General features: G+C 72.0%; 21 protein-coding genes. 7 read left to right on the forward strand and 14 right to left on the reverse strand.

The window, feature by feature from the left end; translation table 11 throughout:
* Positions 1 to 101: 101 nt before the first annotated feature.
* The 5 genes from cimA to ureA form a co-directional block, all read right to left on the reverse strand.
* On the reverse strand, positions 102 to 1,724 hold the full coding sequence (cimA, locus tag ACZ518_RS01045; RefSeq protein WP_469110937.1) for a citramalate synthase: 1,623 nt from the start codon (positions 1,722 to 1,724) through the stop codon (positions 102 to 104).
* Between the two features lie 365 nt (positions 1,725 to 2,089).
* Positions 2,090 to 2,704, reverse strand: coding sequence for a TetR/AcrR family transcriptional regulator (locus ACZ518_RS01050; RefSeq protein ID WP_469110938.1), 615 nt, complete (start codon positions 2,702 to 2,704; stop codon positions 2,090 to 2,092).
* 29 nt (positions 2,705 to 2,733) lie between these two features.
* Positions 2,734 to 3,783, reverse strand: coding sequence for an agmatine deiminase family protein (locus ACZ518_RS01055; RefSeq protein ID WP_469110939.1), 1,050 nt, complete (start codon positions 3,781 to 3,783; stop codon positions 2,734 to 2,736).
* Between the two features lie 34 nt (positions 3,784 to 3,817).
* Positions 3,818 to 5,500: an urease subunit alpha gene (locus tag ACZ518_RS01060; RefSeq protein WP_469111651.1), complete on the reverse strand. Its 1,683-nt coding sequence runs from the start codon at positions 5,498 to 5,500 to the stop codon at positions 3,818 to 3,820.
* 59 nt (positions 5,501 to 5,559) lie between these two features.
* Positions 5,560 to 6,279, reverse strand: a complete 720-nt coding sequence (gene ureA / locus ACZ518_RS01065; RefSeq protein WP_469110940.1) for an urease subunit gamma — start codon at positions 6,277 to 6,279, stop codon at positions 5,560 to 5,562.
* A gap of 157 nt (positions 6,280 to 6,436) precedes the next feature.
* Between ureA and ACZ518_RS01070 the strand changes: the two genes are divergently transcribed.
* Complete coding sequence (locus ACZ518_RS01070) at positions 6,437 to 7,867, forward strand: cytosine permease (protein WP_469110941.1); 1,431 nt, start codon at positions 6,437 to 6,439, stop codon at positions 7,865 to 7,867.
* A 42-nt stretch (positions 7,868 to 7,909) separates the two neighbouring features.
* Positions 7,910 to 8,065, forward strand: a complete 156-nt coding sequence (locus tag ACZ518_RS01075) for a hypothetical protein (RefSeq protein WP_469110942.1) — start codon at positions 7,910 to 7,912, stop codon at positions 8,063 to 8,065.
* A gap of 82 nt (positions 8,066 to 8,147) precedes the next feature.
* On the opposite strand, the gene ACZ518_RS01080 is transcribed toward ACZ518_RS01075, so the two are convergent.
* The 4 genes from ACZ518_RS01080 to ACZ518_RS01095 all read right to left on the reverse strand — a co-directional run bounded on the left by ACZ518_RS01080 (position 8,148) and on the right by ACZ518_RS01095 (position 11,895).
* Positions 8,148 to 9,233 carry a branched-chain amino acid aminotransferase gene (locus tag ACZ518_RS01080; RefSeq protein ID WP_007266756.1) on the reverse strand — a complete coding sequence of 362 codons (1,086 nt, stop codon included), beginning with the start codon at positions 9,231 to 9,233 and terminating at the stop codon, positions 8,148 to 8,150.
* A gap of 224 nt (positions 9,234 to 9,457) precedes the next feature.
* Complete coding sequence (locus tag ACZ518_RS01085; RefSeq protein WP_469110943.1) at positions 9,458 to 10,498, reverse strand: 3-isopropylmalate dehydrogenase; 1,041 nt, start codon at positions 10,496 to 10,498, stop codon at positions 9,458 to 9,460.
* Positions 10,499 to 10,614: 116 nt separating this feature from the next.
* On the reverse strand, positions 10,615 to 10,746 hold the full coding sequence (locus tag ACZ518_RS01090; protein ID WP_260618342.1) for a hypothetical protein: 132 nt from the start codon (positions 10,744 to 10,746) through the stop codon (positions 10,615 to 10,617).
* Positions 10,747 to 11,010: 264 nt separating this feature from the next.
* Positions 11,011 to 11,895 (reverse strand): LysR family transcriptional regulator, encoded by an 885-nt coding sequence (locus ACZ518_RS01095; protein WP_469110944.1) that lies wholly within the window; start codon positions 11,893 to 11,895, stop codon positions 11,011 to 11,013.
* Positions 11,896 to 11,994: 99 nt separating this feature from the next.
* On the opposite strand from ACZ518_RS01095, the gene ACZ518_RS01100 reads away from it, so the two are divergent.
* Together ACZ518_RS01100 and ACZ518_RS01105 are read left to right on the forward strand one after the other, a co-directional pair.
* Positions 11,995 to 13,008: an NADP-dependent oxidoreductase gene (locus tag ACZ518_RS01100; protein WP_469110945.1), complete on the forward strand. Its 1,014-nt coding sequence runs from the start codon at positions 11,995 to 11,997 to the stop codon at positions 13,006 to 13,008.
* Positions 13,009 to 13,127: 119 nt separating this feature from the next.
* Positions 13,128 to 15,155 carry a phosphocholine-specific phospholipase C gene (locus tag ACZ518_RS01105; RefSeq protein ID WP_469110946.1) on the forward strand — a complete coding sequence of 676 codons (2,028 nt, stop codon included), beginning with the start codon at positions 13,128 to 13,130 and terminating at the stop codon, positions 15,153 to 15,155.
* Here ACZ518_RS01105 and ACZ518_RS01110 read toward each other — a convergent pair whose 3' ends face one another.
* Both ACZ518_RS01110 and ACZ518_RS01115 read right to left on the reverse strand, forming a co-directional pair.
* A complete protein-coding gene (locus ACZ518_RS01110; RefSeq protein ID WP_469110947.1) occupies positions 15,156 to 15,704 on the reverse strand; it encodes a GNAT family N-acetyltransferase in 549 nt (182 codons plus the stop codon).
* Positions 15,701 to 16,414 (reverse strand): tyrosine-protein phosphatase, encoded by a 714-nt coding sequence (locus ACZ518_RS01115; RefSeq protein WP_469110948.1) that lies wholly within the window; start codon positions 16,412 to 16,414, stop codon positions 15,701 to 15,703. Before ACZ518_RS01115 ends, ACZ518_RS01110 begins: the two co-directional genes overlap by 4 nt.
* An 81-nt stretch (positions 16,415 to 16,495) precedes the next feature.
* Between ACZ518_RS01115 and ACZ518_RS01120 the strand changes: the two genes are divergently transcribed.
* A complete protein-coding gene (locus tag ACZ518_RS01120) occupies positions 16,496 to 17,197 on the forward strand; it encodes a nitroreductase family protein (protein WP_469110949.1) in 702 nt (233 codons plus the stop codon).
* A gap of 88 nt (positions 17,198 to 17,285) precedes the next feature.
* Here the strand turns inward: ACZ518_RS01120 and pruA are convergent, their stop codons facing one another.
* Positions 17,286 to 18,917, reverse strand: a complete 1,632-nt coding sequence (gene pruA / locus ACZ518_RS01125; protein ID WP_469110950.1) for an L-glutamate gamma-semialdehyde dehydrogenase — start codon at positions 18,915 to 18,917, stop codon at positions 17,286 to 17,288.
* A 28-nt stretch (positions 18,918 to 18,945) separates the two neighbouring features.
* Positions 18,946 to 19,872: a proline dehydrogenase family protein gene (locus tag ACZ518_RS01130; RefSeq protein ID WP_125596708.1), complete on the reverse strand. Its 927-nt coding sequence runs from the start codon at positions 19,870 to 19,872 to the stop codon at positions 18,946 to 18,948.
* Between the two features lie 199 nt (positions 19,873 to 20,071).
* On the opposite strand from ACZ518_RS01130, the gene ACZ518_RS01135 reads away from it, so the two are divergent.
* On the forward strand, positions 20,072 to 21,274 hold the full coding sequence (locus ACZ518_RS01135) for a PucR family transcriptional regulator (RefSeq protein WP_469110951.1): 1,203 nt from the start codon (positions 20,072 to 20,074) through the stop codon (positions 21,272 to 21,274).
* Between the two features lie 144 nt (positions 21,275 to 21,418).
* Here ACZ518_RS01135 and ACZ518_RS01140 read toward each other — a convergent pair whose 3' ends face one another.
* Positions 21,419 to 22,027: a TetR/AcrR family transcriptional regulator gene (locus tag ACZ518_RS01140; RefSeq protein WP_469110952.1), complete on the reverse strand. Its 609-nt coding sequence runs from the start codon at positions 22,025 to 22,027 to the stop codon at positions 21,419 to 21,421.
* 103 nt (positions 22,028 to 22,130) lie between these two features.
* Here ACZ518_RS01140 and ACZ518_RS01145 point away from each other — a divergent pair, with 103 nt between their 5' ends.
* Positions 22,131 to 23,672: an MFS transporter gene (locus tag ACZ518_RS01145; protein ID WP_469110953.1), complete on the forward strand. Its 1,542-nt coding sequence runs from the start codon at positions 22,131 to 22,133 to the stop codon at positions 23,670 to 23,672.
* Positions 23,673 to 23,717: the final 45 nt, after the last annotated feature.

Here is a 23,717-nt window from a genome sequence, read left to right on the forward strand (position 1 = left end):
TACCCGAACCGCCACTTTCCCGTGTGAGCCGGACATAAAGGGCCATGCCCCCGAAGAAATTCGGGAACCTCGTCATCGGCAGGTGCCGACCGCCGCCGGGACTACTCGGCCGGCTCCACGCCCGCGTGCAGGAGGCCGAAGGTGTAGGCGTCCTCCAGGGCCTGCCAGGAGGCCGCGATGACGTTGGGGGCGACGCCCACCGTGTTCCACTCGCGGGTGCCGTCCGTCGTGGAGATCAGCACGCGGGTCGTGGACTCCGTGCCGTGCTTGCCCTCCAGGATGCGGACCTTGTAGTCCACCAGCTCGAACTTGGCCAGCTGGGGGTAGAAGCGCTCCAGCGCGACCCGCAGCGCCCGGTCGAGGGCGTTGACCGGGCCGTTGCCCTCCGCCGTGGCGACGATCCGCTCGCCCTTGGCCCACAGCTTGACCGTGGCCTCGTTGGCGTGGGTGCCGTCGGGGCGGTCCTCGACGATGGCCCGCCAGGACTCCACGCGGAAGTACTTGCGCGCCCGGCCCTCGGCCTCGGCGCGCAGCAGCAGCTCGAAGGAGGCGTCGGCGGCCTCGTACGTGTAGCCCGCCAGCTCGCGCTCCTTGACCCGCTCGACCACGCGGGCGATCAGCGCGCGGTCGCCGCCGAGGTCGACGCCGAGCTCCTTGCCCTTGAGCTCGATGGAGGCCCGGCCGGCCATGTCGGAGACCAGCATGCGCATGGTGTTGCCGACGCGCTCGGGGTCGATGTGCTGGTACAGGTCCGGGTCGACCTTGATGGCCGAGGCGTGCAGGCCCGCCTTGTGCGCGAAGGCGGACACGCCGACGTACGGCTGGTGCGTGGAGGGGGTGAGGTTGACGACCTCGGCGATGGCGTGGGAGATGCGGGTCATCTCGGCGAGCGCGCCCTCGGGGAGGACCTTGCGGCCGTACTTGATCTCCAGCGCGGCGACGACCGGGAAGAGGTTGGCGTTGCCGACGCGCTCGCCGTAGCCGTTCGCGGTGCACTGCACGTGCGTGGCGCCCGCGTCGACGGCGGCCAGGGTGTTGGCGACGGCGCAGCCGGTGTCGTCCTGGGCGTGGATGCCGAGGCGGGCCCCGGTGTCGGCCAGCACGGTCGAGACGACGGCGGTGATCTGGGCGGGGAGCATGCCGCCGTTGGTGTCGCAGAGGATGACGACGTCGGCACCGGCCTCGTGGGCGGTGCGGACGACGGACTTGGCGTACTCGGCGTTGGCGCGGTAGCCGTCGAAGAAGTGCTCGCAGTCGACGAAGACCCGGCGGCCCTGGGCGACGAGGTGGGAGACGGTGTCGCGGACCATCTCCAGGTTCTCGTCCAGGGTGGTGCGCAGGGCGAGTTCGACGTGCCGGTCGTGGGACTTGGCGACGAGGGTGATGACCGGCGCGCCGGACTCCAGGAGGGCTCGCACCTGCGGGTCCGAGGCGGCGGCGCCGCCGGCCCTGCGGGTGGCGCCGAAGGCGACGAGCTGGGCGTTCTTGAAGTCGATCTCGGCGCGGGCGCGGGCGAAGAACTCGGTGTCGCGGGGGTTGGCGCCGGGCCAGCCGCCCTCGATGAAGCCGACTCCGAACTCGTCCAGGTGCCGCGCGATGGTCAGCTTGTCCGCGACCGTGAGGTTGATGCCCTCACGCTGGGCGCCGTCGCGCAGGGTGGTGTCGAAGACGTGGAAGGCGTCGTCGAGGGCCTCTGTCGGCTGGGTCGCCTCTGTCGTCGTCATGCTGATCTGACTCCTGTCGGATGAGTGGTTCCGGAGACCGGGGATCCACTGCCCCCATCATCGCGCGCTGCCCGCTTCCGGCATGTTTCTGCCCTTGGAAACGAAAAGACCCCTCGCGGGTGCGAGAGGTCTGCGCGCGGGTCTGAGGCACGGTGGCCGCTGCCGCGGAGGTCGTCCACGGTTTCAGCGGTCACAGAGGACCGGCGCGCTGCTGTCCATAATCATGAGCTGAGCAGACACGCTCGCAGTGTGTCACACGGCCCGTCGCCGGTGGACGCCGGTCTCAGCATGCGGGCACCTGCCGTCCGGCAGTCGGGCCGCCGCCGGGAAAGTGCCTGATACGGAAGGCACGGCCAGGACAGGGCCTAGCCGGCGAGGGTTTCGGCGAGGAACTCCGAGACGTGTTCCAGGATGTCCTCGCGCCCTATGCCGGGCAGGCCCACGGCGACCTGGATGCTGAACCCGTCGAGCAGGGCCCGCAGCCTGGACGCGAAGCGGTCGGGGTCCACCGCGCGGAACTCGCCGCGCGAGATGCCCTCGGCGAGCAGGGCGACCAGGTCGCGGTGCCAGGCGCCCTCGATGGCGGCCTGCCGTTCGCGCTCCTGGGGGCCCGCGTTCTGGGACCGGTTCCAGACCTCCAGCCACAGGGTCCAGTGCGGGTCCCGGGCGCCGTCGGGCACGTACAGGTCCACGTACGCCCCTACGCGCTCGCGCGCCGAGCCGCGGCGGGCCAGCAGGGCCCGCCGCTCGGTGCCGAGGGCCGCCTCGCTCCACTCCAGGGTCTGCAGCAGGAGCTCGTCCTTGCTGCCGAAGTAGTAGAGGAGGTGGCCGCTGCTCATGCCGACCTGCCGGCCCAGGCCGGCCATGGTCAGGCCCTCCAGTCCGCGCTCGGCGATCGTGGCCATGGCGGCGACGAGTACGTCCTCGCGCGGGGGCGCGTTCTTGCGCGCCGCCCGTACCGGTACTCCACCCGCCACCATGGTCACTCCTTCACGAGGTCGGCCTCGGGTCAGACCTTCGGCTGCTGCTGGGTGATGCAGTGGATACCGCCACCCCCGGCGAAAATCGTACGTGCGTCAACGAGCGTCACGGTCCGCCCGGGGAACAGTCCGCGGAAGATCTCGGCGGCCTCCTCGTCGCGCGGGTCGTCGAAGGCGCACAGCACCACTCCCCCGTTGCAGAGGTAGTGGTTGATGTACGAGTAGTCCACCCACTCGCCGTCCTCCTCCAGCACGGTCGGCGCGGGGACCTCCACGACCTCCAGCAGCCGGCCCTGCGCGTCGGTGGAGGCGCGCAGGATGGCGGCGATGGTCTTGCAGCGCTCGTGGTCCGGGTGGGCCGGGTCGGGCTGGGTGTGGACCATCACCACGCCGGGGCGGGCGAAGGCGGCGACGATGTCCACGTGGCCCTGGGTGCCGTAGGTGCCGTAGTCGCCGGCCAGGCCGTACGGCAGCCAGATCGCCTTGGTGGTGCCGAGGTGGGCGTGGATCTCCTCCTCGACCTGCTGGCGGGTCCAGCCGGGGTTGCGGCCCTCGCCGAGCTGCACGGTGTCGGTGAGGAGCACGGTGCCCTCGCCGTCGACGTGGATGGCGCCGCCCTCGTTCACCAGGCGGGTGCTGTAGGTGCGGGTGCCGACCACGTCGGAGATGTGCCGGGCGATCTTCGAGTCGTGGTCCCAGCGGGCCCACTCCTGAGCGCCCCAGCCGTTGAAGGTCCAGTCGACGGCGGCCAGTTCGCCGGCGTCGTTGGTGACGAACGTCGGGCCGATGTCCCGCATCCAGGCGTCGTCGAGCTCCTGCTCGACGAGCTCGACGTCGTCGCCGACGATCGCCCGGGCGCTCTCGGCGTCGCCCGGGGAGACGACGAGGGTCACCGGCTCGTAGGCGCGGACCGCGCGGGCGACGGCGCCCCAGGCCTGGCGGGCCTCGGCGAGCTCCTGCTCGTTGGTGAAGGTGGGGTTGGGGCTGGGCCAGGCCATCCAGGTGCGCTCGTGGGGGGTCCACTCGGCGGGCATCCGGAAGCCGTCGTTCACGGGCTTGGCGGCGGGCTGTGCATTCATGGTGGGGTCCTAACGGGCTTACAGGCTTTGCCGTCTAGAAGAAGTACAGGCGGTTGAGGGAGACCGAGTCGGCCGCTTCGGAGCGCAGCGGTTCCCCGTCGAGGGAGACCAGTCCGCTGCGCGCGTCCACATCGACCGCGCCCACCCGGGAGTTGAGGAGCATGTCCTTGGGGCCGATGCCGCGGGTGCCGCGTACGGCGACCCGGCGGCGCCGGGTCGGCATCTCGTCGCTGCCCAGCGCCGCCGCGGCGGCGGAGACGAAGGCGACGGAGATGTCGGCGGCGGTGGCCCCGTACGAGCCGAACTGCGGTCCGAGGACGAGTGGTTCGCAGGTGTCGGTGGCGGCGTTGGGGTCGCCGGTGACTCCGTAGGCCGGGAAGCCCGACTTCAGCACCAGCTGCGGCTTGGCGCCGAAGAACTGGGGGCGCCACAGGACGATGTCGGCGAGCTTGCCGATCTCGATGGAGCCGATCTCGTGCGCCAGGCCGTGGGCGATCGCCGGGTTGATGGTCAGCTTGGCCATGTACCGCAGCACGCGGGCGTTGTCGTCGCCCTCGCCGTCGCCGTCCAGGGGACCGAGCTCGCCCTTCATCTTGGCGGCCATGGCGAAGGTGCGGCGGATGGTCTCGCCGGCCCGGCCCATGCCCTGGGCGTCGGAGGAGGTGATGCCGATGGCGCCCAGGTCGTGCAGGACGTCCTCGGCTCCCATCGTCCCGGCGCGGATCCGGTCGCGGGCCATCGCGGCGTCGCCCGGGAGGTCCGGCTTGAGGTCGTGGACGGAGACGATCATGCCGTAGTGCTCGGCGACCGCGTCCCGGCCGAAGGGCAGGGTGGGGTTGGTGGAGGAGCCGATCACGTTCGGCACGCCCGCCATCTTCAGGACGTTGGGCACGTGCCCGCCGCCGCAGCCCTCGATGTGGAAGGCGTGGATCGTCCGGCCCTCCAGCACGCGCAGGGTGTCCTCCACCGACAGGCACTCGTTGAGGCCGTCGGAGTGCAGGGCGACCTGCACGTCGTACTCCTCGGCCACCCGCAGCGCGGTGTCCAGGGCACGGGTGTGGGCACCCATGTCCTCGTGGACCTTGAAGCCGGACGCGCCGCCCTCGGCCAGGGCCTCCACCAGCGGCGCGGCGTCCGAGGAGGAGCCGCGGGCCAGGAAGCCGATGTTCACGGGCCAGGCGTCGAACGCGTTGAAGGCGTGCTTCAGCGCCCAGGGGGAGTTGACTCCAACGCCCCAGACGGGGCCGAACTCCTGACCGATGACGGTGGTGACACCGGCGGCGAGGGAGGCCTCCATGATCCGCGGGGAGAGCAGGTGGACGTGGGTGTCCACGGCGCCGGCCGTGGCGATCAGGCCCTCGCCGGAGACGATGCTCGTTCCGGTGCCGACGACCACGTCGACCCCGTCGAGGGTGTCCGGGTTGCCGGCCCGGCCGATCGCGTGGATGCGGCCCTCGCGGATGCCGATCGACACCTTCTTGATGCCGAGGACGGCATCGATGACGAGGACGTTGCTGATCACGACGTCGCAGGTCTCGCGGACGGCGGCGCCCTTCAGGTGCAGGCCGTCGCGGGCGGTCTTGCCGAACCCGGCGAGGAACTCGTCGCCGGGCTTCTGGGCGTCGTACTCCACCCGGACGGTGAGCCCCGAGTCGCCGAGCCGGACCCGGTCCCCGGCCCGGGGGCCGAAGACGGAGGCGTACTCGTGCGGGTCGATGTGGCGGCTGCTGCCGGGGGCGCAGTGCGCGCTGTGGTCGGTGTGGGGGGTCTGACGGCTCACGCCCGGTCTCCCTTCGGGTCGGCTTCGGTGGTGGCGGCGGCGCCGAGGTAGCCGCAGGCGGCGGCGCGGGCCAGGGCCTGCTCCTTGGCTCCGGGGGCGTCCAGCGGACCGTCCACCAGGCCCGCGAAGCCGATGGCGATCCGCTGGCCGCCGATCGGGACGAGGCCCACCTCGCCCTCGCCGTGCGGGTCGAAGCGCACCGAGGAGCCGGCCGGCACGCACAGCCGCATGCCGTAGGCGGCGGCGCGGTCGAAGTCGAGCCGGGGGTTCGCCTCGAAGAAGTGGAAGTGGGAGGTGACGCTGACCGGCACGGACGCGGTGTTGCGCACGCGCAGGTGCAGCTGGGGTTCGGGCTGCGGTGCGCCGGGGCCGGGGACGACCGCTCCCGGGGCGTCGTCGCCGAGGGAGACCGCGCCCTGGATGGGCGCGGAGACCACCGCGAGGCGGGATCCGTCGTCGAAGACGGCCTCCACGTGCACCTCGGTGACCACGTCGGCCACACCGGGCAGCACGTCGTCGGGTCCGAGGACGCTCCGGGCCTCCTCGATGGCCTCGGCCAGCCGCTTGCCGTCGCGCGCGGCCTCGCAGACCGTGTCCGCGATCAGCGCGGTGGCCTCGGGGACATTGAGCCTGAGGCCCCGGGCCCGACGGGCCCTGGCCAGTTCCGCTGCGCTGCGCAGCAGCAGCCGGTCGCGCTCCGTAGGGGTCAGCCGCACGCCGATCCACCACCTTTTGACTCGATGGGTTAGAGCATCACTCTAACTCTTCATTTCCGCGCAATGAAGCATTGACCTGGGACCTGGGCTCAGGTCACATTGAATGACGCTCAAATCCATGCGCAACCATCCCCCGCCCTGCCAAGGGAGTCCCCCCATGCCCATCGAACAGCGCGGAGTCGACACCATTCCGGAGGAGGAGCGGACGAGCAGTCCCCGTGACCTGATCTCGATCCTCCTCGGCTCCAACCTCTGCCTCGGCGTGATCGTCTTCGGCTGGCTGCCCCCGTCCTTCGGACTCGGGCTGGTGCCCTCCGTCACCGCCATCGTGACCGGCACCCTGGTCGGCATCGCCTTCACCGCGCCGCTCGCCCTGGTGTCCCTGCGCACCGCGACCAACCTGTCCACCTCCAGTGGCGCCCAGTTCGGCGTACGGGGGCGGCTGGTCGGCTCCGTGGTCGGCCTGCTGCTCTCCCTCGGCTACACCGCGCTCACCCTGTGGATCGGCGGCGACGTGATGGCCGGGACCCTGTCCCGGCTCACCGGACTGCCCGATACCGGCCTCACCCGGGCCGTGATGTACGGCGTGCTCGCCGCGGGCACCGTCGTCGGGGCCGTCTTCGGCTACCGGCTGCTGCTGCGCATGAGCAAGGTGCTGGCCGTCGCCATGGTGGTCCTGCTGGCCGTCGGCGTCATCGCCTACGCCCCGGACTTCACCAGCGCCGCCCCGCCGGACACGGAGTACCTCCTCGGCTCCTTCTGGCCGACCTGGCTGCTGGCAGCCGTCGCCGCCGGGCTCAGCGGGCCCGTCGCGTTCATCACCCTGCTCGGCGACTACACCCGCTACGTCTCCCCGCGCCGCCACGGCTCCCGCAAGGTGTTCTGGGCCACCTGCCTCGGGCTGCTGGTCGGGCTGCTGATCCCGCAGCTGTTCGGCACCTACACCGCCCTCGCCGCCCGCGCCGGGGCCGACTACGCCGGGCCGCTCGTGGCGGCCGCGCCCTTCTGGTACCTCGTCCCGCTGCTGGCGGCCGCGGCGGCCGGCTCGGTGGGCAACGCCGGGCTGATGCTCTACTCGATGGGCCTGGACCTGGACGCCATCGTGCCGAGGGCCACCCGTACGAAGGCCACCGTGATCGCCGCGGCCGTGGCCACCGCGTTCGTCTTCTTCGGCTCCTTCGAGTGGGACGTGCAGTCCGCGATGACCTCGTTCGTGCTGCTGCTCACCGCGATCGGCACCCCGTGGGCCGTGATCACCCTGATCGGCTTCGTGCGCTGCCGCGGGGTCTACGACGCCGACGCCCTCCAGGTGTTCAACCGTCGGGCCCGCGGCGGCGTCTACTGGTACAGCGGCGGCTGGAACCTCCGCGCCACCGCCTCCTGGGCGGCGGGCGCGGCCGTGGGACTGGCGGCCGTGTCGACCCCGGTGTACGAAGGCCCTCTGCTGGCCCTCACCGGCGGGGTGGACTGTAGTTTCATCCTGTCGGGCCTGGTCGGCGGCGCGGTGTACACCGCGCTGACCCTCCGGCCGAAGGCGGCTCCGGCCGCCGGTCCGACGACGGAAGCAGTCTTGGCGGCGGCCGAATAGGACAGGGGCCGCCGCCCGGTACGAACGGCACGGGGAGGCGTCGTGGAAGAGATCGCATACGTGGCGACGAGGATCGTCAAGGGGATCGCGGGACTGGCCTACATGATCGGCGACGGCCTGATGGCCGTGGGAGGCCCGGACGGCCCCGTCCAGGGCGGCAAGAAGAAGGACGGGGAGAAGAAGGACGAGGAGCGCTGACCACGCTCCTCCCCCACCCCACCGCAAGGCCGAAGGCCCCCGCGCAGCAGCGCGGGGGCCTTCGGGCGTCTCGGGACAGGCCCTAGCCGAGCGGGTGCATCCAGCCGTGGGTGTCGGCGGTGTGGCCGGTCTGGAGGTCCAGGAGCGCCTTGCGGAGCTTCATGGTGACCTCGCCGGGCTGCCCGTCGCCCTGGGTCCAGTTGGCGCGCTCGGACTTGACCGAGCCGACCGGGGTGATGACGGCGGCGGTGCCGCAGGCGAACACCTCGGTGAGGGTGCCGTTCTCGTTGTCGCGCTTCCAGTCCTCGGTGGTGATGCGGCCCTCCTCGGCGGTGTAGCCGAGGTCTCGGGCGATGGTGAGGAGGGAGTCGCGGGTGATGCCGGGGAGGAGCGAGCCGGTCAGCTCGGGGGTGACGATGCGGTCGCCGTACACGAAGTACAGGTTCATGCCGCCCATCTCCTCGATCCAGCGGTGCTCGACCGCGTCGAGCCAGACGACCTGGTCGCAGCCGTGCGAGGCGGCCTGGGCCTGGGCGACGAGGGAGGCCGCGTAGTTGCCGCCGGTCTTGGCGGCGCCGGTGCCGCCCTTGACGGCGCGCACGTACTCCTCGGAGAGCCAGACGGAGACGGGCTTGACGCCGCCGGGGAAGTAGGCGCCGGCCGGCGAGGCGATGACCATGAAGAGGAACTCGTTGGCCGGGCGGACGCCCAGGCCGACCTCGGACGCGAACATGAACGGGCGCAGGTACAGGGAGGCCTCGCCGGAGTCCGGCACCCAGGCGCGGTCCTGCTTGATCAGGGCGTCGCAGGCCTCGATGAAGAGGTCGGCGGGCAGCTCGGGCATCGCCATGCGGCGGGCGGAGGCCTGGAAGCGCTCGGCGTTGGCGCGCGGGCGGAAGGTGGCGACGGTGCCGTCGGGCTGGCGGTAGGCCTTGAGGCCCTCGAAGATCGTCTGCGCGTAGTGCAGGGTCATGTTCGCGGGGTCGATCGCCAGCGGGGCGTACGGGACCAGCTCGGCGTCGTGCCATCCGCGGCCCTCGGTCCACTTGATCGTCACCATGTGATCGGTGAAGTGGCGGCCGAAGCCGGGGCTGGCCAGGATCGCCTCGCGCTCCGCGTCGGACAGCGGGTTCGAGGAGGGCTTGAGCTCGATCGTGGGCGTCGTCATGAGTGCTTGTCCTTCACCGGTTGGGTTTGGCGGACCGCGCTCATGCGTACTAGGACGTCCGAGCTTCCCCGTAATCCGCGGCCTCGCGTTCGATTATCGCGCGCGGGCAGGCTTCGGAGAAACGGGGCTTAGCGGCCCAGGGGAGATGGTGGCACCGGGGGCCGCACAGGAGAAGCCGCCAGGTCCGTTTGTGACCTGGCGGCTTCCTGGGTGGAACGGCCGGGTCAGCCGGCTACTCGCGCGGCGAGGGCGTCGCCGATCACGTCGGTGGAGCGGAAGGTGCCGTCGCGCTCGGCCAGGTCGGCGGAGACGGCGTCCTCGATGCGGACGGCCTGGGCCTCGTAGCCGAGGTGGCGCAGCAGGAGGGCGACCGAGAGGATCGTCGCGGTCGGGTCGGCCTTGCCGGTGCCCGCGATGTCGGGGGCGGAGCCGTGGACGGGCTCGAACATGGACGGGAAGGCGCCGGTCGGGTTGATGTTCCCGGAGGCGGCCAGGCCGATGCCGCCGGTGACGGCCGCGGCCAGGTCGGTGAGGATGTCACCGAACAGGTTGTCCGTGACGATGACGTCGAAGCGCTCGGGCTGGGTGACGAAGAAGATCGTCGCGGCGTCGACGTGCAGGTAGTCGGTGGTGACCTCGGGGTACTCCTGGCCGACCTTGTCGAAGATGTTCTTCCACATGTGGCCCGCGTACACGAGGACGTTGTTCTTGTGGACGAGCGTCAGCTTCTTGCGGGGGCGGGCGTTGGCCCGCTCGTACGCGTCGCGCACGACGCGCTCCACACCGTAGGCCGTGTTGACGCTGACCTCGGTGGCCACCTCGGCGGGGGTGCCGGTGCGCAGGCTGCCGCCGTTGCCGGTGTACGGGCCCTCGGTGCCCTCGCGGACCACGACGAAGTCGATCTCCGGACGGCCGGCGAGCGGGGTGGCCGTGTTCGGGAACAGCTTCGAGGGGCGCAGGTTGATGAAGTGGTCGAAGGCGAAGCGGAGCTTCAGCAGCAGGCCGCGTTCCAGGACGCCCGACGGGACCGACGGGTCGCCGATGGCGCCCAGCAGGATCGCGTCGTGGTGCTTGAGGGCCTCCAGCTCCGCGTCCGGGAGGGTCTCACCGGTGCGGTGCCAGCGCTGGGCGCCGAGGTCGTACTCCTTGGTCTCCAGCTTCACATCCTGGGGCAGGACCGCGGTAAGGACCTTGAGGCCCTGAGCCACGACTTCCTGGCCGATGCCATCACCGGGGATCACTGCGAGATTGATGCTGGTCGACATGTCGGAACCGTACTCCGTGTCCCAGCCCTCAGACATATCGCGTCCAGCATTTGGACCAACCGGACGCGGCGCGCCGGGTGCGGACGGGCCGGGAAGCGGAGTCGCCGGGAAGCCGGTCAGTGGCCGGTCGAGCCGCCGTTGTCGCGGCGGTCCAGGGCGCGCTGGAGGGCGGCGGCGGCGTTCTTGCGGTCGGCGTCGGCCGGGGAGGCGTGGCGGACGCGGCGGGCTGCGGCGGTGGTGGGGGTCATGGTGATCGACTCCTTGGGATCACGGCGTGGCGGGGCCACGGATGAGGGGTGTTCCTTCAAGGCGCCGGAAGAGGCGGGGGGCAGTGCGCCGCAGGGGTTGCCTGCCAGTGGGCGCGCGCCCTCGACCGCCATTCGCAGGATCAGCGAGACGTTCGGCTCCTACAAAGCTAGGGCAGGTCCGGCTGTATGTCTCCGCAATTACTCGGACTTCCTAGTATCTGAGACGGGAAACCCCTCGAAGGGAGCCTTCCACAGGTTCCGCTTTCAGGCCTTCTCGGCCCTGAGTTCCCTGATCAGAGCCCTGGCGACGAGCGTGGATGCCAATTCCGTTGTGGTGACGTATCCCACCTGCCTCACCGGCCTCCGCGGCCCCAGGGCGGTGATCTCGACGGTGTCGGGAGCCTCCCGCAGCGACAGCTCCGGCATGATCGCCATGCCCAGGCCCCGGCCGACCATGGTCAGCACCATGGCGTCGTCCTCCGCCTTCACGGTGGCCCGGGGGATCCAGTCCTGGGACCGCCACCACGCCCGGGTGTAGGAGCCGCAGTTCTCGTCCCAGTCCAGCAGGGGCAGCGCCCTGGGGTCCGGGTGCCCGGCGGGGTGCACCAGGGAGTACGCCTCCTCCGCCAGCACCCCGGTCAGCAGCCCCGGCGGTACGTCCTCCCGCGCGCCCAGCGTCGCGATGCCCAGGTCCGCCCGGCCCGCGGCCACCTCCCCCGCCGTGCCGGCGCCGATCTCGCGCACCACCCTGACCTCGGGCCGGATGCCGGGGTGCAGCGCGGCGAGCCGCTCCAGCGCGGGCGGCAGCAGGTGCAGGGCCGCGCTGCGGAAGGCCGCGACGCGCAGCACCCCCTCCAGCGCCTCCCGCCCGGCGGGGGCCCGGGCGGCGCCGCGCGCCTCCGCGCCCAGCACCTCGTACAGCCGCAGGATGCGCCGGCCCAGTGCGACGGCCCGCTCGCCGGCCGGGGTGGGCGAGGCTCCGGTGCGGCCGCGCTCGAACAGCACCGCGCCGACCTTGCCCTCACTGCCGCGCACCGAGTGCGAGACGGCCGACTGGCTGACCCCCAGCGCGGCGGCCGCGGCGGAGAAGCCGCCCGTGTCGGCGACGGCGACCAGGACGCGGAGTTCCTGCGGGGCGAGCTCGGTCAAGGGTTCCCACCTCGATGTATGAGCCGCACTCATGGATGTGCGGCTTCCATGAGGGCAACCCCCTGCCCGGCCGCCGGATTCCTTCCTAGGTTCATGGCCATGAGCACCGACACCGCCCACGCCGTCCACCAGATCGCCCGTCCGACCGGCTTCCCCGTCGCCTCCGACTTCGCGTACGTCTCCTCTCCCGTTCCCGAACCCGCCCCCGGCACCGCCCTGGTGGAGAACCTGCTGCTGTCGGTGGACCCGTACCACCGCGGACTGATGGACGGCGGCGAGGGCGGCTTCGAGCTGAACGCCCCGCTGGAGGGCCGCACGGTGGGCCGGGTCACCGCTTCCCGCGACCCGGGCCTGAAGGAGGGCGACCTGGTGTTCCACCGCGCGGGCTGGCGCACCCACTCCCTGGTCACCCCGGGCGTGGACGGCACCCGCAGACTGCGGGGCCACGAAGGCGTCCCGCTGGAGGCCTACCTGTCCGTCCTGGGCGGCACCGGCCTGACCGCCTACGCCGCCCTCACCCGGACCGCGGCCCTGCGCGAGGGCGAGGACCTCTTCGTCTCCGCCGCCGCCGGCGGGGTCGGCACCGCCACCGGGCGCATCGCCCGGCTGCTCGGCGCCCGCCGGATCATCGGCAGCGCCGGCTCGGCGGCGAAGGTCGCCCACCTCACCGGGACCCTCGGCTTCGACGCCGCCTTCGACTACCACGACGGGCCGGTCGGGGAGCAGCTGGCGCAGGCCGCGCCGGACGGCATCGACGTGTACGTGGACAACGTGGGCGGGGACCACCTGGAGGGCGCGATCGACTCCCTGCGCGAATACGGCCGGATCGCCTGGGTCGGAGCGATCTCGATGTACAACGCGGACCGCGCCCCCGCCGCGCCCCGCAACCTCTTCGAGGTGGTCCACAAGTCTCTGCGCATGGAAGGCGTAATGGTTCGAAACCACACCAATCTCCAGGACGAGCTGGAGGACTTCCTGGTGCCCCATCTGCGCAGCGGCCGGGTCGGTACGGACACCACCGTTGTCCAGGGATTCGACCGCACGGTGGAGGCCTTCCTGGGCATGCTCCACGGCGAGAACACGGGCAAGATGCTCGTGCGCACCGGGAGTTGATTCCAGCCATCCGGATGTTCACCGAGTTCTTACCGCACGGATGTAGACCTTTACGGCGGCTGCCGCCACCCTTGCCGTCAATGTGCCGGAGGGGCACTTGAGTTGGAGGCGAGCAGCCAGTGACACCCATCAGCCGCAGGGGATTCGTGGGGATCGGCGCAGGGCTCGTGGCGGGGGCGGCCCTGCCCGCCGCCCTGCCGGGCACGGCCGCGGCCGCCGCCGCGACGGGCACGATCACCGATGTGAAGCACGTGGTGGTCCTGATGCAGGAGAACCGCAGCTTCGACCACTACTTCGGCAGGCTGAAGGGCGTACGCGGCTTCGGCGACCGCGCCGCGGGCAACATCCCCGGAGGCTGGGGCACCTTCAACCAGCCGAACTGGGGCGGCCGCCAGTACCCGTGGAAGCTGTCCGCCACCCCCTCGGCCGGCGGGGCCGACGGCCAGACCCTGGCCCAGTGCACCGGAGACCTCCCGCACAGCTGGAGCTCGCAGCACGCGGCCTGGAACAACGGCAGGATGGACAACTGGGTCGCCGGTGTCGGCAAGACCCACACCCTCGGCTACCTGGAGCGGGGCGACATCCCCTTCCACTACGGCCTCGCCGACAACTACACCGTCTGCGACGCCTACTTCTGCTCCACCCTCAGCGCCACCGGCCCCAACCGCACCTTCCTGTGGAGCGGCAAGGTCGACGCGGGCAGCAAGGACGGCGGCGAGGAGTCCGGGCTGACCTGGGAGTCGTACGCGGAGGCCCTCCAGCGGGCCGGGATGAGCTGGAAGGTCTACCAGAACGCCCAGGACAACTACGGGGACAACGGGCTGGCCTACTTCAAGAAGTTCACCGACGCGAGGCCCGGCGACCCGCTGTGGGACCGGGGCATGGCCTCGGTCCCCAGGGTCACCGGCTCCACCCCCGACGACATCGCGGCCGCGATCCGTGCCGACGTGGTCGCCGGGACCCTGCCCCAGGTGTCCTGGGTGGTGGCGAGCGAGGCCTTCTCCGAGCACCCGTACGCCCCTCCCGGCGACGGCGCGCACTTCGTGGACCTGGTCTACCGCGCGCTCGCCGCGAACCCGGAGGTCTTCGACTCCACCGTCCTCTTCCTCAACTACGACGAGAACGACGGCTTCTTCGACCACGTGCCGCCGCCGGTCGCCCCGCCCGGCACCCCGGACGAGTACATCGACGGCGTCCCGGTCGGGCTCGGCTTCCGCGTCCCGATGCTGGTGATGTCCCCCTGGACCCGCGGCGGCTGGGTCAGCTCCGAGGTCTTCGACCACACCTCGGTGCTGCGCTTCATGGAGAAGTGGACGACCGCGATCGGCACGCCCGCCCTCTGCCCCAACATCAGCGCCTGGCGCCGCAAGGTGACCGGTGACCTGACGGGCGTCTTCGACTTCGCGCACCCCGTGTACGGGGTCCCCGCGGGCCTGCCGCCCACGGCGAAGGTGATCGGCCAGTCCACCTGCGGCCCGCTGCCCAACCCCGTCCCGCAGGACAACGCCCAGCCGGCGCAGGAGCCCGGCACCCGGCCGGCGCGGGCCCTCCCGTACCAGGTGAACGGCAACCTGGACCGCTTCGAGTTCGGCCCGATGGGCAAGATCCTGGCCTGGTTCTCGATGACCAACCAGGGCCCCCAGGCGAAGCAGGCGGCACACTTCTCGATCCACCCGCACCAGTACCGGGACACGGCCGCCTGGCAGTACACGGTCGACCCGGGCGCCACCTCGACCGACTGGTTCTCCATCGGCCTGGGCGCCGGCTCGGGCAAGTACGACATCTCGATGTACGGCCCGAACCGGTTCCTGCGCCGCTTCATCGGCGACGCCACGAAGCCGGGCAAGGACCTGGAGGTCGCGGCCCGCTACGCGGTGGAGTCCGGTACCGGCAAGACGGCCGTCTGGTTCAAGATGACCAACGCCTCGGGCTCCCCGGTCACCTTCACCATCCGCTCCAACGCCTACCGCACGGACGGCCCCTGGACCTACACCGTCCCGGCGAACTCCTCGCGCGAGGACTTCTTCAACGCGGTGGCGTACAGCAAGGGCTGGTACGACTTCACGGTCCTGGCCGACGCCGACGGCACCTGGTCGCGCCGCTACACGGGCCACATCGAGACGGGCGCCCCCAGCGTCTCGGGCTAGCTACACGACGTCCCCGTCGCGCCAGTCGAAGTCGAGCCGCCCGGAGGAGACCGGCGCGACCCCGCCGGGCGGCGTCCACACGTAGGTCGAGCCCTCCTCCTCGGCCAGCCGCTCGGGGCCGGCCGGGCCGAGCACGCCGATCTGCCCGGGATACGGCTTCCAGCCCCGGCTCTCGTACAGGGCCGCGCCCTCCTCGGACGCGGACAGGGCGCCCAGTACGTAGGCGCCGGCGATCACGCCCTCCAGCCCGGCCATCACCGCCCCGCCGAGCCCGCGCCGGCGCCGGCCGGCGCGGACGGCCACGGCCTCCACGTACCCGGTCCGCAGGGCCCGCCCCTGGTGCAGCACCCGCCGCTGGACGACGCTGCCGTGCGCGACGAGCACGCCGCCCTCGTACACCAGGGCGTGCATCCCGCCGAGGGCGTGCTCGAAGTCCTCGTCGCCGAAGTCGCCGTCGAAGGCCCCGTCGGGCAGGTCCCGGACGGCGGCGAGGGCGTCCCGGCCGAGCTGGGAGGTGTGCGCGAGGCGGACCGGCGTGTCGTCGCTCATGCCCCCAGTCTGCCCCGGAGCCCCTCCAGTTCGGCCGCCGTCAGCCCGGCCCCGCGCAGGTAGGCGCCCGCATCCAGCCACTGCGCGGTGTCCCGGGCCAGGGCGTGCACCGTGGTGCCGAGGCCGGCGACGTACTCCTCGATCTCGGAGTCGTCGTAGGACCTGCCCCGGGCCGCGTACCGGGCCCGCACCCGGGGCTCGCTCAGCGCGTGGTCGTCGGCTGTCTCCCGCGGGCTCGCCCCGGCCAGCCGCAGCAGGACGAGCGCGATGATCCCCGTACGGTCGCGGCCCAGACCGCAGTGGAAGACGACCCCGCCCGGCGGGGCGGTGGCGACGGCGCGGGCGACGGAGGCCACGCGGTCGGGGAAGCGCTCCAGGAAAGGCCGGAAATACGCGGGGGTGCCGAAGCCGGGAGTGCCCCACCACACGTCCCAGAAGTCCCGGTGCTCGATGCCGTCGAGCGGGATCCGCAGGGTGGTCAGCCCGGCCGGCCGCGCGGAGTGGTCCACCTCGGCCTCTCCGTCGTTGCGCAGGTCGATGACGGTCCGCACCCCGTGACCGTACAGGGTGGTCCAGCCTCGGGCGGTGAGCCCGTCGAGGCTGTCCGCCCGGATCAGCGCCCCGGGCCGCAGCGCTCCCAGACCGCCGAGGTCGCGGGCGTTGAAGCAGCCCTCCCAGTCCACGAATCGACCGACGTTCGACACGGTCATAGCCCCCCTGTCAGTACACAACGGACATTGGTTCATGACGCTCCGCTGGCCTCGGGAGTTCCACCGCTGCAAGATCTGCGCATGTCGCCTGAGACCCAGCAGTGGACCCCCACCCATGGCCAGCCCTACCGGCCCGTCGCCTACCGTCCCGCGCGCATGCCCGGCCCCGAATCCCTCGCGCGCGCGGCGGAGTTGCGGGCCCGGATGGACGAGCGGCGGACCGTGCGCCACTTCTCCCCCGATCCCGTCCCGGAGCAGGCCGTCCGCGACGCCATCGCCTGCGCGGCCACCGCCCCCTCCGGTGCGCACCAGCAGCCGTGGACCTTCGTCCTGGTCAAGGACCCGGCCGTCCGGCAGCAGATCCGCGCCGCCGCCGAGCAGGAGGAGCAGATCTCCTACGACGGCCGCCTCGGCGACGAGTGGCTCGCCGCGCTGCGCCCCATCGGCACGGACGCCGTGAAGACCCACCTCACCGACGCGCCGGCGCTGATCGTGGTCTTCCAGCAGCGCTACTGGCTCGGCCCGAACGGCACGAAGCGCAAGCACTACTACGTCGACGAGTCGGTCGGCATCGCGGTCGGCATGCTGCTGTCGGCCCTGCACCTGTCCGGGCTGGCCGCGCTCATCCACACCCCGAGCCCGATGCGCTTCCTGGCGCACGTCCTGAACCGCCCGGAGAACGAGAAGGCCTTCGCGGTCATCCCGGTGGGCTATCCGGCCGACGACTGCGAGGTCCCGGACCTGGTCCGCAAGTCCCTGGACCAGGTCCTGGTCGAGGTCTGAACCCCGCAAGGCCCCCCGGAAATGGGGACCGCCCCCGCTCCGGACTTGGGGGTACCGGAGCGGGGGCGGGGTTCAGCTGGGGGCAGGATCAGCCCATGTGGGGGTAGCCGTACTCGGTCGGCGGGACCAGGGTCTCCTTGATGGAGCGGGTCGAGGTCCAGCGCAGCAGGTTGGACGCCGCGCCCGCCTTGTCGTTGGTACCCGAGGCGCGGCCGCCGCCGAAGGGCTGCTGGCCGACGACGGCGCCGGTCGACTTGTCGTTGATGTAGAAGTTGCCCGCCGCGAAGCGGAGCTTCTCCATCGTGTCGGCGGCCGCGTAGCGGTCCTGGGCGATGACGGCGCCGGTCAGGGCGTATGCCGAGACGTTCTCCATCTGCGCGAGCATCTCGTCGTACTTGTCGTCCTCGTACACGTGGATCGCGAGGATCGGGCCGAAGTACTCGGTCGTGAAGACCTCGTTCTCCGGGTCGGTGCACTCGATGACGGTCGGGCGGACGAAGTAGCCCTCCGAGTCGTCGTACGTGCCGCCGGCGATGACGGTGCAGGTCGGGTCGGCCTTCGCGCGGTCGATCGCGGCCTTGTTCTTCGCGAAGGAGCGCTCGTCGATGACCGCGCCGATGAAGTTGGTCAGGTCGCGGACGTCACCCATGGTGATGCCGTCGACCTCGGCCGCGAACTGCTCCTTGAAGCCGTCGTTCCAGATGGAGGCCGGAACGTAGGCGCGGGAGGAGGCCGAGCACTTCTGGCCCTGGAACTCGAAGGAGCCGCGGGTCAGGGCGGTCTTCAGGATCGCGCGGTCCGCGGACGGGTGCGCGACGACGAAGTCCTTGCCGCCGGTCTCGCCGACCAGGCGCGGGTAGGAGCGGTACTTCTCGATGTTGTTGCCGACCGTCTTCCACAGGTACTGGAAGGTCTTGGTCGAGCCGGTGAAGTGGATGCCGGCCAGCTCGGGGTGGTTCAGGGCCACCTCGGAGACCGCGATGCCGTCGCCGGTCACCAGGTTGATGACGCCCTTGGGCAGGCCGGCCGCCTCCAGGAGCTCCATGAGGAGGACCGCGGAGTGGGTCTGCGTCGGGGACGGCTTCCACACGACCACGTTGCCCATCAGGGCGGGGGCGGTCGGCAGGTTGCCGGCGATGGCCGTGAAGTTGAACGGCGTGATCGCGTAGACGAAGCCCTCCAGCGGGCGGTGGTCGCTGCGGTTCCACACGCCGGCGCTGTTCGCGGCGGGCTGCTCGGCCAGGATCTGGCGGGCGAAGTGGACGTTGAAGCGCCAGAAGTCGACGAGCTCGCAGGGGGTGTCGATCTCGGCCTGCTGCGCCGTCTTGGACTGGCCCAGCATGGTGGAGGCGGCCAGCTTCTCGCGCCACGGGCCGGCCAGCAGCTCGGCGGCGCGCAGGATGATCGCGGCGCGGTCGTCGAAGGACATCGCACGCCAGGCCGGGGCGGCGGCCAGGGCGGCGTCCACGGCCTCCTGGGCGTCGGCCTGGGTCGCGTTGGCGTACGTACCGATGACCGACTTGTGGTCGTGGGGCTGCACGACGTCGAAACGCTCGCCGCCGCCCATCCGCTTGACGCCGTTGATCGTCATCGGGAGGTCGATCGGGTTCTCGGACAGCTGCTTCAGCTGGATCTCGAGGCGCGCGCGCTCGGCACTGCCGGGGGCGTACGAGTGGACCGGCTCGTTGACCGGCGCGGGGACCTGGGTCACAGCATCCATGGCGATAACTCCTTGACCTGGTTCTGGGCTAGTTCTTGGTGATCATCGAGCGGAGGAAGAAGAGCAGGTTGGCCGGCTTCTCCGCGAGACGGCGCATGAAGTAGCCGTACCAGTCGGTGCCGTAGGCCGTGTAGACCCGCATGCGATGCCCCTCGGCGGCGAGCCGCAGGTGCTCCTCGCTGCGGATGCCGTAGAGCATCTGGAACTCGTACTCGTCCAGCTTGCGCCCGGCCTGGCGGCCGAGCTCCTGCGCGATGGCGATCAGGCGCGGGTCGTGGGACCCGATCATCGGGTAGCCCTCGCCCTCCATCAGGATCTTCATGATCCGGACGTACGCCTTGTCGATCTCCGCCTTGTCCTGGTAGGCGACCTCGGCGGGCTCCTTGTAGGCGCCCTTCACGATCCGGACGCGGCTGCCGGCGGCGGCCAGGCGGCGGGCGTCGGCCTCGGTGCGGAAGAGGTAGGCCTGGATGACGCAGCCGGTCTGCGGGAAGTCCCGGCGCAGCTCCTCGTGGATGGCGAACATCGAGTCGAGGGTGGTGTGGTCCTCGGCGTCCAGCGTCACGGTGGTGCCGATGGCGGCGGCGGCCTCGACGACCGGGCGGACGTTGGCGAGGGCCAGCTCGTGGCCGCCCTCCAGGGCCTGGCCGAACATGGAGAGCTTGACCGACATCTCGACGGTCTCGCCCAGCTCCAGCTCCTTGAGGCGCTCGATGAGCTCCAGGTAGGCGTCCCGGGCCGCGTAGGACTGCTCCACGGCCGTGATGTCCTCGCCGACGACGTCGAGGGTGACCTCAAGGCCCTTGCGGGTGAGCTCCTCGACGATCGGGATGACCTGGCCGACCGTCTCACCGGGGATGAACCGGTTGACCACCGGCTTGGTCACCGGGGCGGCAGAGACGATTCGGCGCATCTTGTCGCTGCGCGAAGCGGCGAGGATCGCGGGACCCAGCACGGGGCACCTCCAACGGGTGGCAGAAGCGGACGAACGGACGCCGCAGGGGTGGGCCGCGACCGTAAGGAAAACGCAAGTAAAACCACCGTGAAACCTAAGGATCTCCACGATCCTCGGCCATCGACAGCTGTCACGCATCCGTGGCCCGGATCTCATACATCTGTCTGAAGGGCCCGTCGCGGGGTGGGAGAATGTCCGCGTGAAGGGCGATTACCAGGACCTGGTGGACGAGATCTCGGCGCTGCTCGGCGCCCCTGCGACGCTGGAGAACCGGGACTTCCGCCTCATCGCCTTCGGTGCGCACGACAGCGAGGACGACCTCGTGATGGACCCGGTGCGCACCCGCTCGATCCTGACCCGGCAGTCGACGGCGGCCGTCCGGTCCTGGTTCGAGGGCTTCGGGATCGCCCGCGCCACCGGCCCGGTGCGGATCCCGGCGGCCCCCGACGCGGGGGTCTTCCGGGGGCGGATCTGCCTGCCGGTGCGGTACCGGGGCATCGTGCAGGGCTACGTGTGGCTCCTCGACCAGGATCCGGGCCCCGGCCCGGCCGCCCTGGAGGCCGCGATGGAGGTGGCCCAGCGGATCGGGGTGCTGCTCGCCGAGGAGGCCAAGGCGGGCGCCGACCTCTCCCGGGAGTTCCTGGCGGTGCTCACCGCAGGCCGGGGCTGGCAGCAGGACATGGCCGTGGCCGCGCTGCGGGTGGCGCTGGGGCCGGGGGCCGAGGGGCCGCACGCCGCCGTGTGCGTGGCCCCGTGGTCCGGGGAGGCTCCGGGGTCGGTGCCGGGGGCGGCGGCGGTGTGCGTGGTCCCGGCGGGCTCCGCGGACCGGGACGGTCCGGGCCCGGGGACGGCGATGCTGGCGGTGCTGGTGCGGCTGCGGTCGGGGGACGCGCTGGGTCCGGCCCTGGCGGCGGTCGGGCGGCTGCTCCCCCGCACGGCGCCGGCGGGGTCCCCCGGCGCCGGGGCCCCCGCAGTCGGGGGCGGCTCCGTCACCGCCGGGCTCTCCGACCCGGTCCGGGCGCTCGCGGAGCTGCCCGCGGCGTGGGCCCAGGCCACCGCCGCCGCCCGGGCGGCGGCTGCGCAGCCGGGGCTGGGTCCGGTGGCGCAGTGGGCGGGGATCGGGCCGTACCGGATGCTGGCCGCCCTGGGCGCCGGCCCGGCGGACGATCCGGCGACGCGGGCCCTGCTGGGCCCGGCCCACCGGGAACTGGCCCGCACGGCCGAGGTGTTCCTCGACTGCGCGGGGCAGGCGGGCCGCGCGGCGGCGGAACTGGGCATCCACCGCCAGACCCTGTACTACCGGCTGGGCCGGGTGGAGCAGCTGACGGGGCTCGACCTGGACCTCGGCGAGGACCGGCTGCTGCTGCACATGGCCCTCAAGGCCGCGCGCCTGCGCGCCTGAGGGCCGCGCGCGCGAGGGGCCGCCGGCCTCGGCGGAGGCCGGCCCGAGGGGCGCGGGCGTGGACCCGCGGGCGTGGACCCGGCCCGAGGCCCGCAGGCCCGGTGCCCGCAGGCCCGGGTGCCCGCAGGCCCGGTGCCCGCGCGCCTACTCCGCCGTCGGCGCGGTGGACCCGCCCCGCAGGGACGCCGTCAGGCCTTCCGCGATCCGGCGCAGCCCCTCGGTGAACTCCTCGGCGGAGGAGGCGGTTCCGGGGTCGAGCAGCCACTGGATCATCAGCCCGTTGAGCAGCGCCTGGACGACGGAGCCGAGGGTGCGCTCGTCGCGTTCGGTGAGCTCCTCCTCCGGCGTGCCGGTGAGGAGCGAGATCAGGCCGCGGCGGCCCTCGGCCTGGGAGGCGACGAGCATCTCGCGCAGCTGCGGCACCCGTTCGCCGCTCAGCGCGACCTCCATGCTGGCCGCCCAGACGGGCGCCCAGTCGTCGTGCTGCGCGACCACGCCGTCCCACATGGCGTGCAGGCGCTCCAGGGAGCTGTCCTCACCGGGCAGGCCTCCCTGGAAGACGGACTCGCCCCACTGCTGCATGAGGGCGATGAACGCCTGGGTGAGCAGGGCGTCCTTGGAGCCGTAGTGGTAGCCGATGGACGCCAGGTTCGTGCCCGAGGCGCCGACGATGTCGCGCGCGGTGGTGCGTACGAACCCCTTCTCGACCAGGCACTTCTTGGCGCCTTCGAGCAGATCCTCTTTGTGTCCCATGGCCGCCACCGTAGCAAGACGGCCGTCCTAGACGACAGTCCCACACGAAGTTTCCATACAAGCGTCATAGACAGACGTTCCATACGTCTGTACATTCCTGTTCATGACGAACCCCGCCACCGCGGCACCCCTCGCCGGCCGCCGCGAATGGACCGCCTTCACGGTCCTGCTGCTGCCCCTGCTCCTGGTCTCGATGGACGTCTCCGTCCTCTACTTCGCCGTCCCGGCCATCACCCGGGAGCTCGACCCGAGCGCCACCCAGCAGCTCTGGATCTTCGACAGCTACGCCTTCGCCCTCTCCGGGCTGCTGATCACGATGGGCTCGCTCGGCGACCGGATCGGCCGCCGCAAGCTGCTGCTGATCGGCGCCACCGCCTTCGGCCTCGCCTCCGTCGGCGCCGCCTTCGCCACCAGCGCCGCGATGCTCATCGCGGCCCGGGTCCTGCTCGGCGTCGGGGGCGCCACCCTGATGCCGTCCACGCTGGCCCTGGTCCGCAACCTCTTCCAGGACGCCGGGCAGCGCAGCAAGGCCATCGGGATCTGGTCCGGCGCCATGACCGGCGGGGTCGCCCTCGGGTCGGTGCTCAGCGGAGTGATGCTGAAGCACTTCCACTGGGGCTCCGTCTTCCTGGTCAACGTGCCCGCGATGCTGCTCCTGCTGATCCTGGTCCCGGTGCTGGTACCGGAGTTCAAGGACCCGGCCCCCGGCCGCTTCGACCTGCTGAGCGTGCCGCTGTCCATGGCCGCCGTACTGCCGGTGGTCTACGGGCTGAAGGAGATCGCCGCCGAGGGCCTCGACCCGCTGTACGCCGCCTGCCTGCTGGCCGGCCTGGTCTTCGGGTACGCCTTCCTCCGCCGCCAGCGCGGCCGGGAGGACGCCATGGTGGGCCGGGCGCTGTTCCGGGACCGCCGCTTCGGGGCGGGCATCGCCCTGAACTCCGTCGCCGCCTTCGCGATGATGGGCTCGGCCTACTTCACCACCCAGTACCTGCAGTCCGTGCTCGGCATGGGCACCCTGGAAGCAGCCCTGTGGAGCCTGGCGCCCTCGCTCCTCATCGGCGCGGCCGCGCCCGTCTCCACCGTCCTGGCCCGGCGGACGGACCGGTCCCGGGTCATCGCCGGCTCCTTCGCCGTCGCCGCCGCCGGGTTCGGGCTGATCTCCCTCGTGGGCACCGACTCCCTGTGGCTGCTGCTGGCCGGCGCCGGGGTGCTCGCCTCCGGCATCGTCGGCGTGATGTCCCTGGTCTCCGACATGGCCCTCGCCACGGCCCCGGCCGAGAAGGCCGGTTCGGCCGCCTCGTTGCTGGAGACGGGCCAGGAGTTCGGCGGGGCCCTCGGGATGGCGCTGCTGGGCAGCCTCGGCACCGCCGTCTACCGCGCCGACCTGGCGGGCGAGCCGGCCGCGGTGAGGGAGACCCTGGGCGGCGCCGTCGCCGCCGCCGGGCAGGCCGGGGGCGGGGCCGGCGGGCAGCTGCTGGCCCTGGCCCGGGAGGCCTTCGTGCACGGGATGCAGTACGCGGCCTGGGGCGGTGCGGTGCTGCTCCTCGCCGCGGCGGGGCTCGCGCTGGCCATCGCGCGGGGCGGGACGAGCCCGGCTCCCCCCGGGGCGGAGCGGGCCCCGGCCGAACCGGTACCGGCGCGCTGAGCCGCGTACGGCGTCCGGACGGGGTTGCACGAAAGGGCCCGGGGT

The sequence above is a fragment of the Streptomyces sp. NPDC033966 genome, from assembly GCF_055575955.1.

What these genes read in the sequence shown, in the direction of transcription:
- ACZ518_RS01110 (WP_469110947.1), bottom strand. Translation starts at nt 15,704, where the DNA reads ATGAGCGACGACACGCCGGTCCGCCTCGCGCACACCTCCCAGCTCGGC.
- ACZ518_RS01090 (WP_260618342.1), bottom strand. Translation starts at nt 10,746, where the DNA reads ATGACCCCCACCACCGCCGCAGCCCGCCGCGTCCGCCACGCCTCCCCG.
- pruA (WP_469110950.1), bottom strand. Translation starts at nt 18,917, where the DNA reads ATGGATGCTGTGACCCAGGTCCCCGCGCCGGTCAACGAGCCGGTCCAC.
- ACZ518_RS01080 (WP_007266756.1), bottom strand. Translation starts at nt 9,233, where the DNA reads ATGACGACGCCCACGATCGAGCTCAAGCCCTCCTCGAACCCGCTGTCC.
- ACZ518_RS01140 (WP_469110952.1), bottom strand. Translation starts at nt 22,027, where the DNA reads ATGGGACACAAAGAGGATCTGCTCGAAGGCGCCAAGAAGTGCCTGGTC.
- cimA (WP_469110937.1), bottom strand. Translation starts at nt 1,724, where the DNA reads ATGACGACGACAGAGGCGACCCAGCCGACAGAGGCCCTCGACGACGCC.
- ACZ518_RS01070 (WP_469110941.1), top strand. Translation starts at nt 6,437, where the DNA reads ATGCCCATCGAACAGCGCGGAGTCGACACCATTCCGGAGGAGGAGCGG.
- ACZ518_RS01145 (WP_469110953.1), top strand. Translation starts at nt 22,131, where the DNA reads ATGACGAACCCCGCCACCGCGGCACCCCTCGCCGGCCGCCGCGAATGG.
- ACZ518_RS01120 (WP_469110949.1), top strand. Translation starts at nt 16,496, where the DNA reads ATGTCGCCTGAGACCCAGCAGTGGACCCCCACCCATGGCCAGCCCTAC.
- ACZ518_RS01055 (WP_469110939.1), bottom strand. Translation starts at nt 3,783, where the DNA reads ATGAATGCACAGCCCGCCGCCAAGCCCGTGAACGACGGCTTCCGGATG.
- ACZ518_RS01085 (WP_469110943.1), bottom strand. Translation starts at nt 10,498, where the DNA reads ATGTCGACCAGCATCAATCTCGCAGTGATCCCCGGTGATGGCATCGGC.
- ACZ518_RS01050 (WP_469110938.1), bottom strand. Translation starts at nt 2,704, where the DNA reads ATGGTGGCGGGTGGAGTACCGGTACGGGCGGCGCGCAAGAACGCGCCC.
- ACZ518_RS01115 (WP_469110948.1), bottom strand. Translation starts at nt 16,414, where the DNA reads ATGACCGTGTCGAACGTCGGTCGATTCGTGGACTGGGAGGGCTGCTTC.
- ACZ518_RS01100 (WP_469110945.1), top strand. Translation starts at nt 11,995, where the DNA reads ATGAGCACCGACACCGCCCACGCCGTCCACCAGATCGCCCGTCCGACC.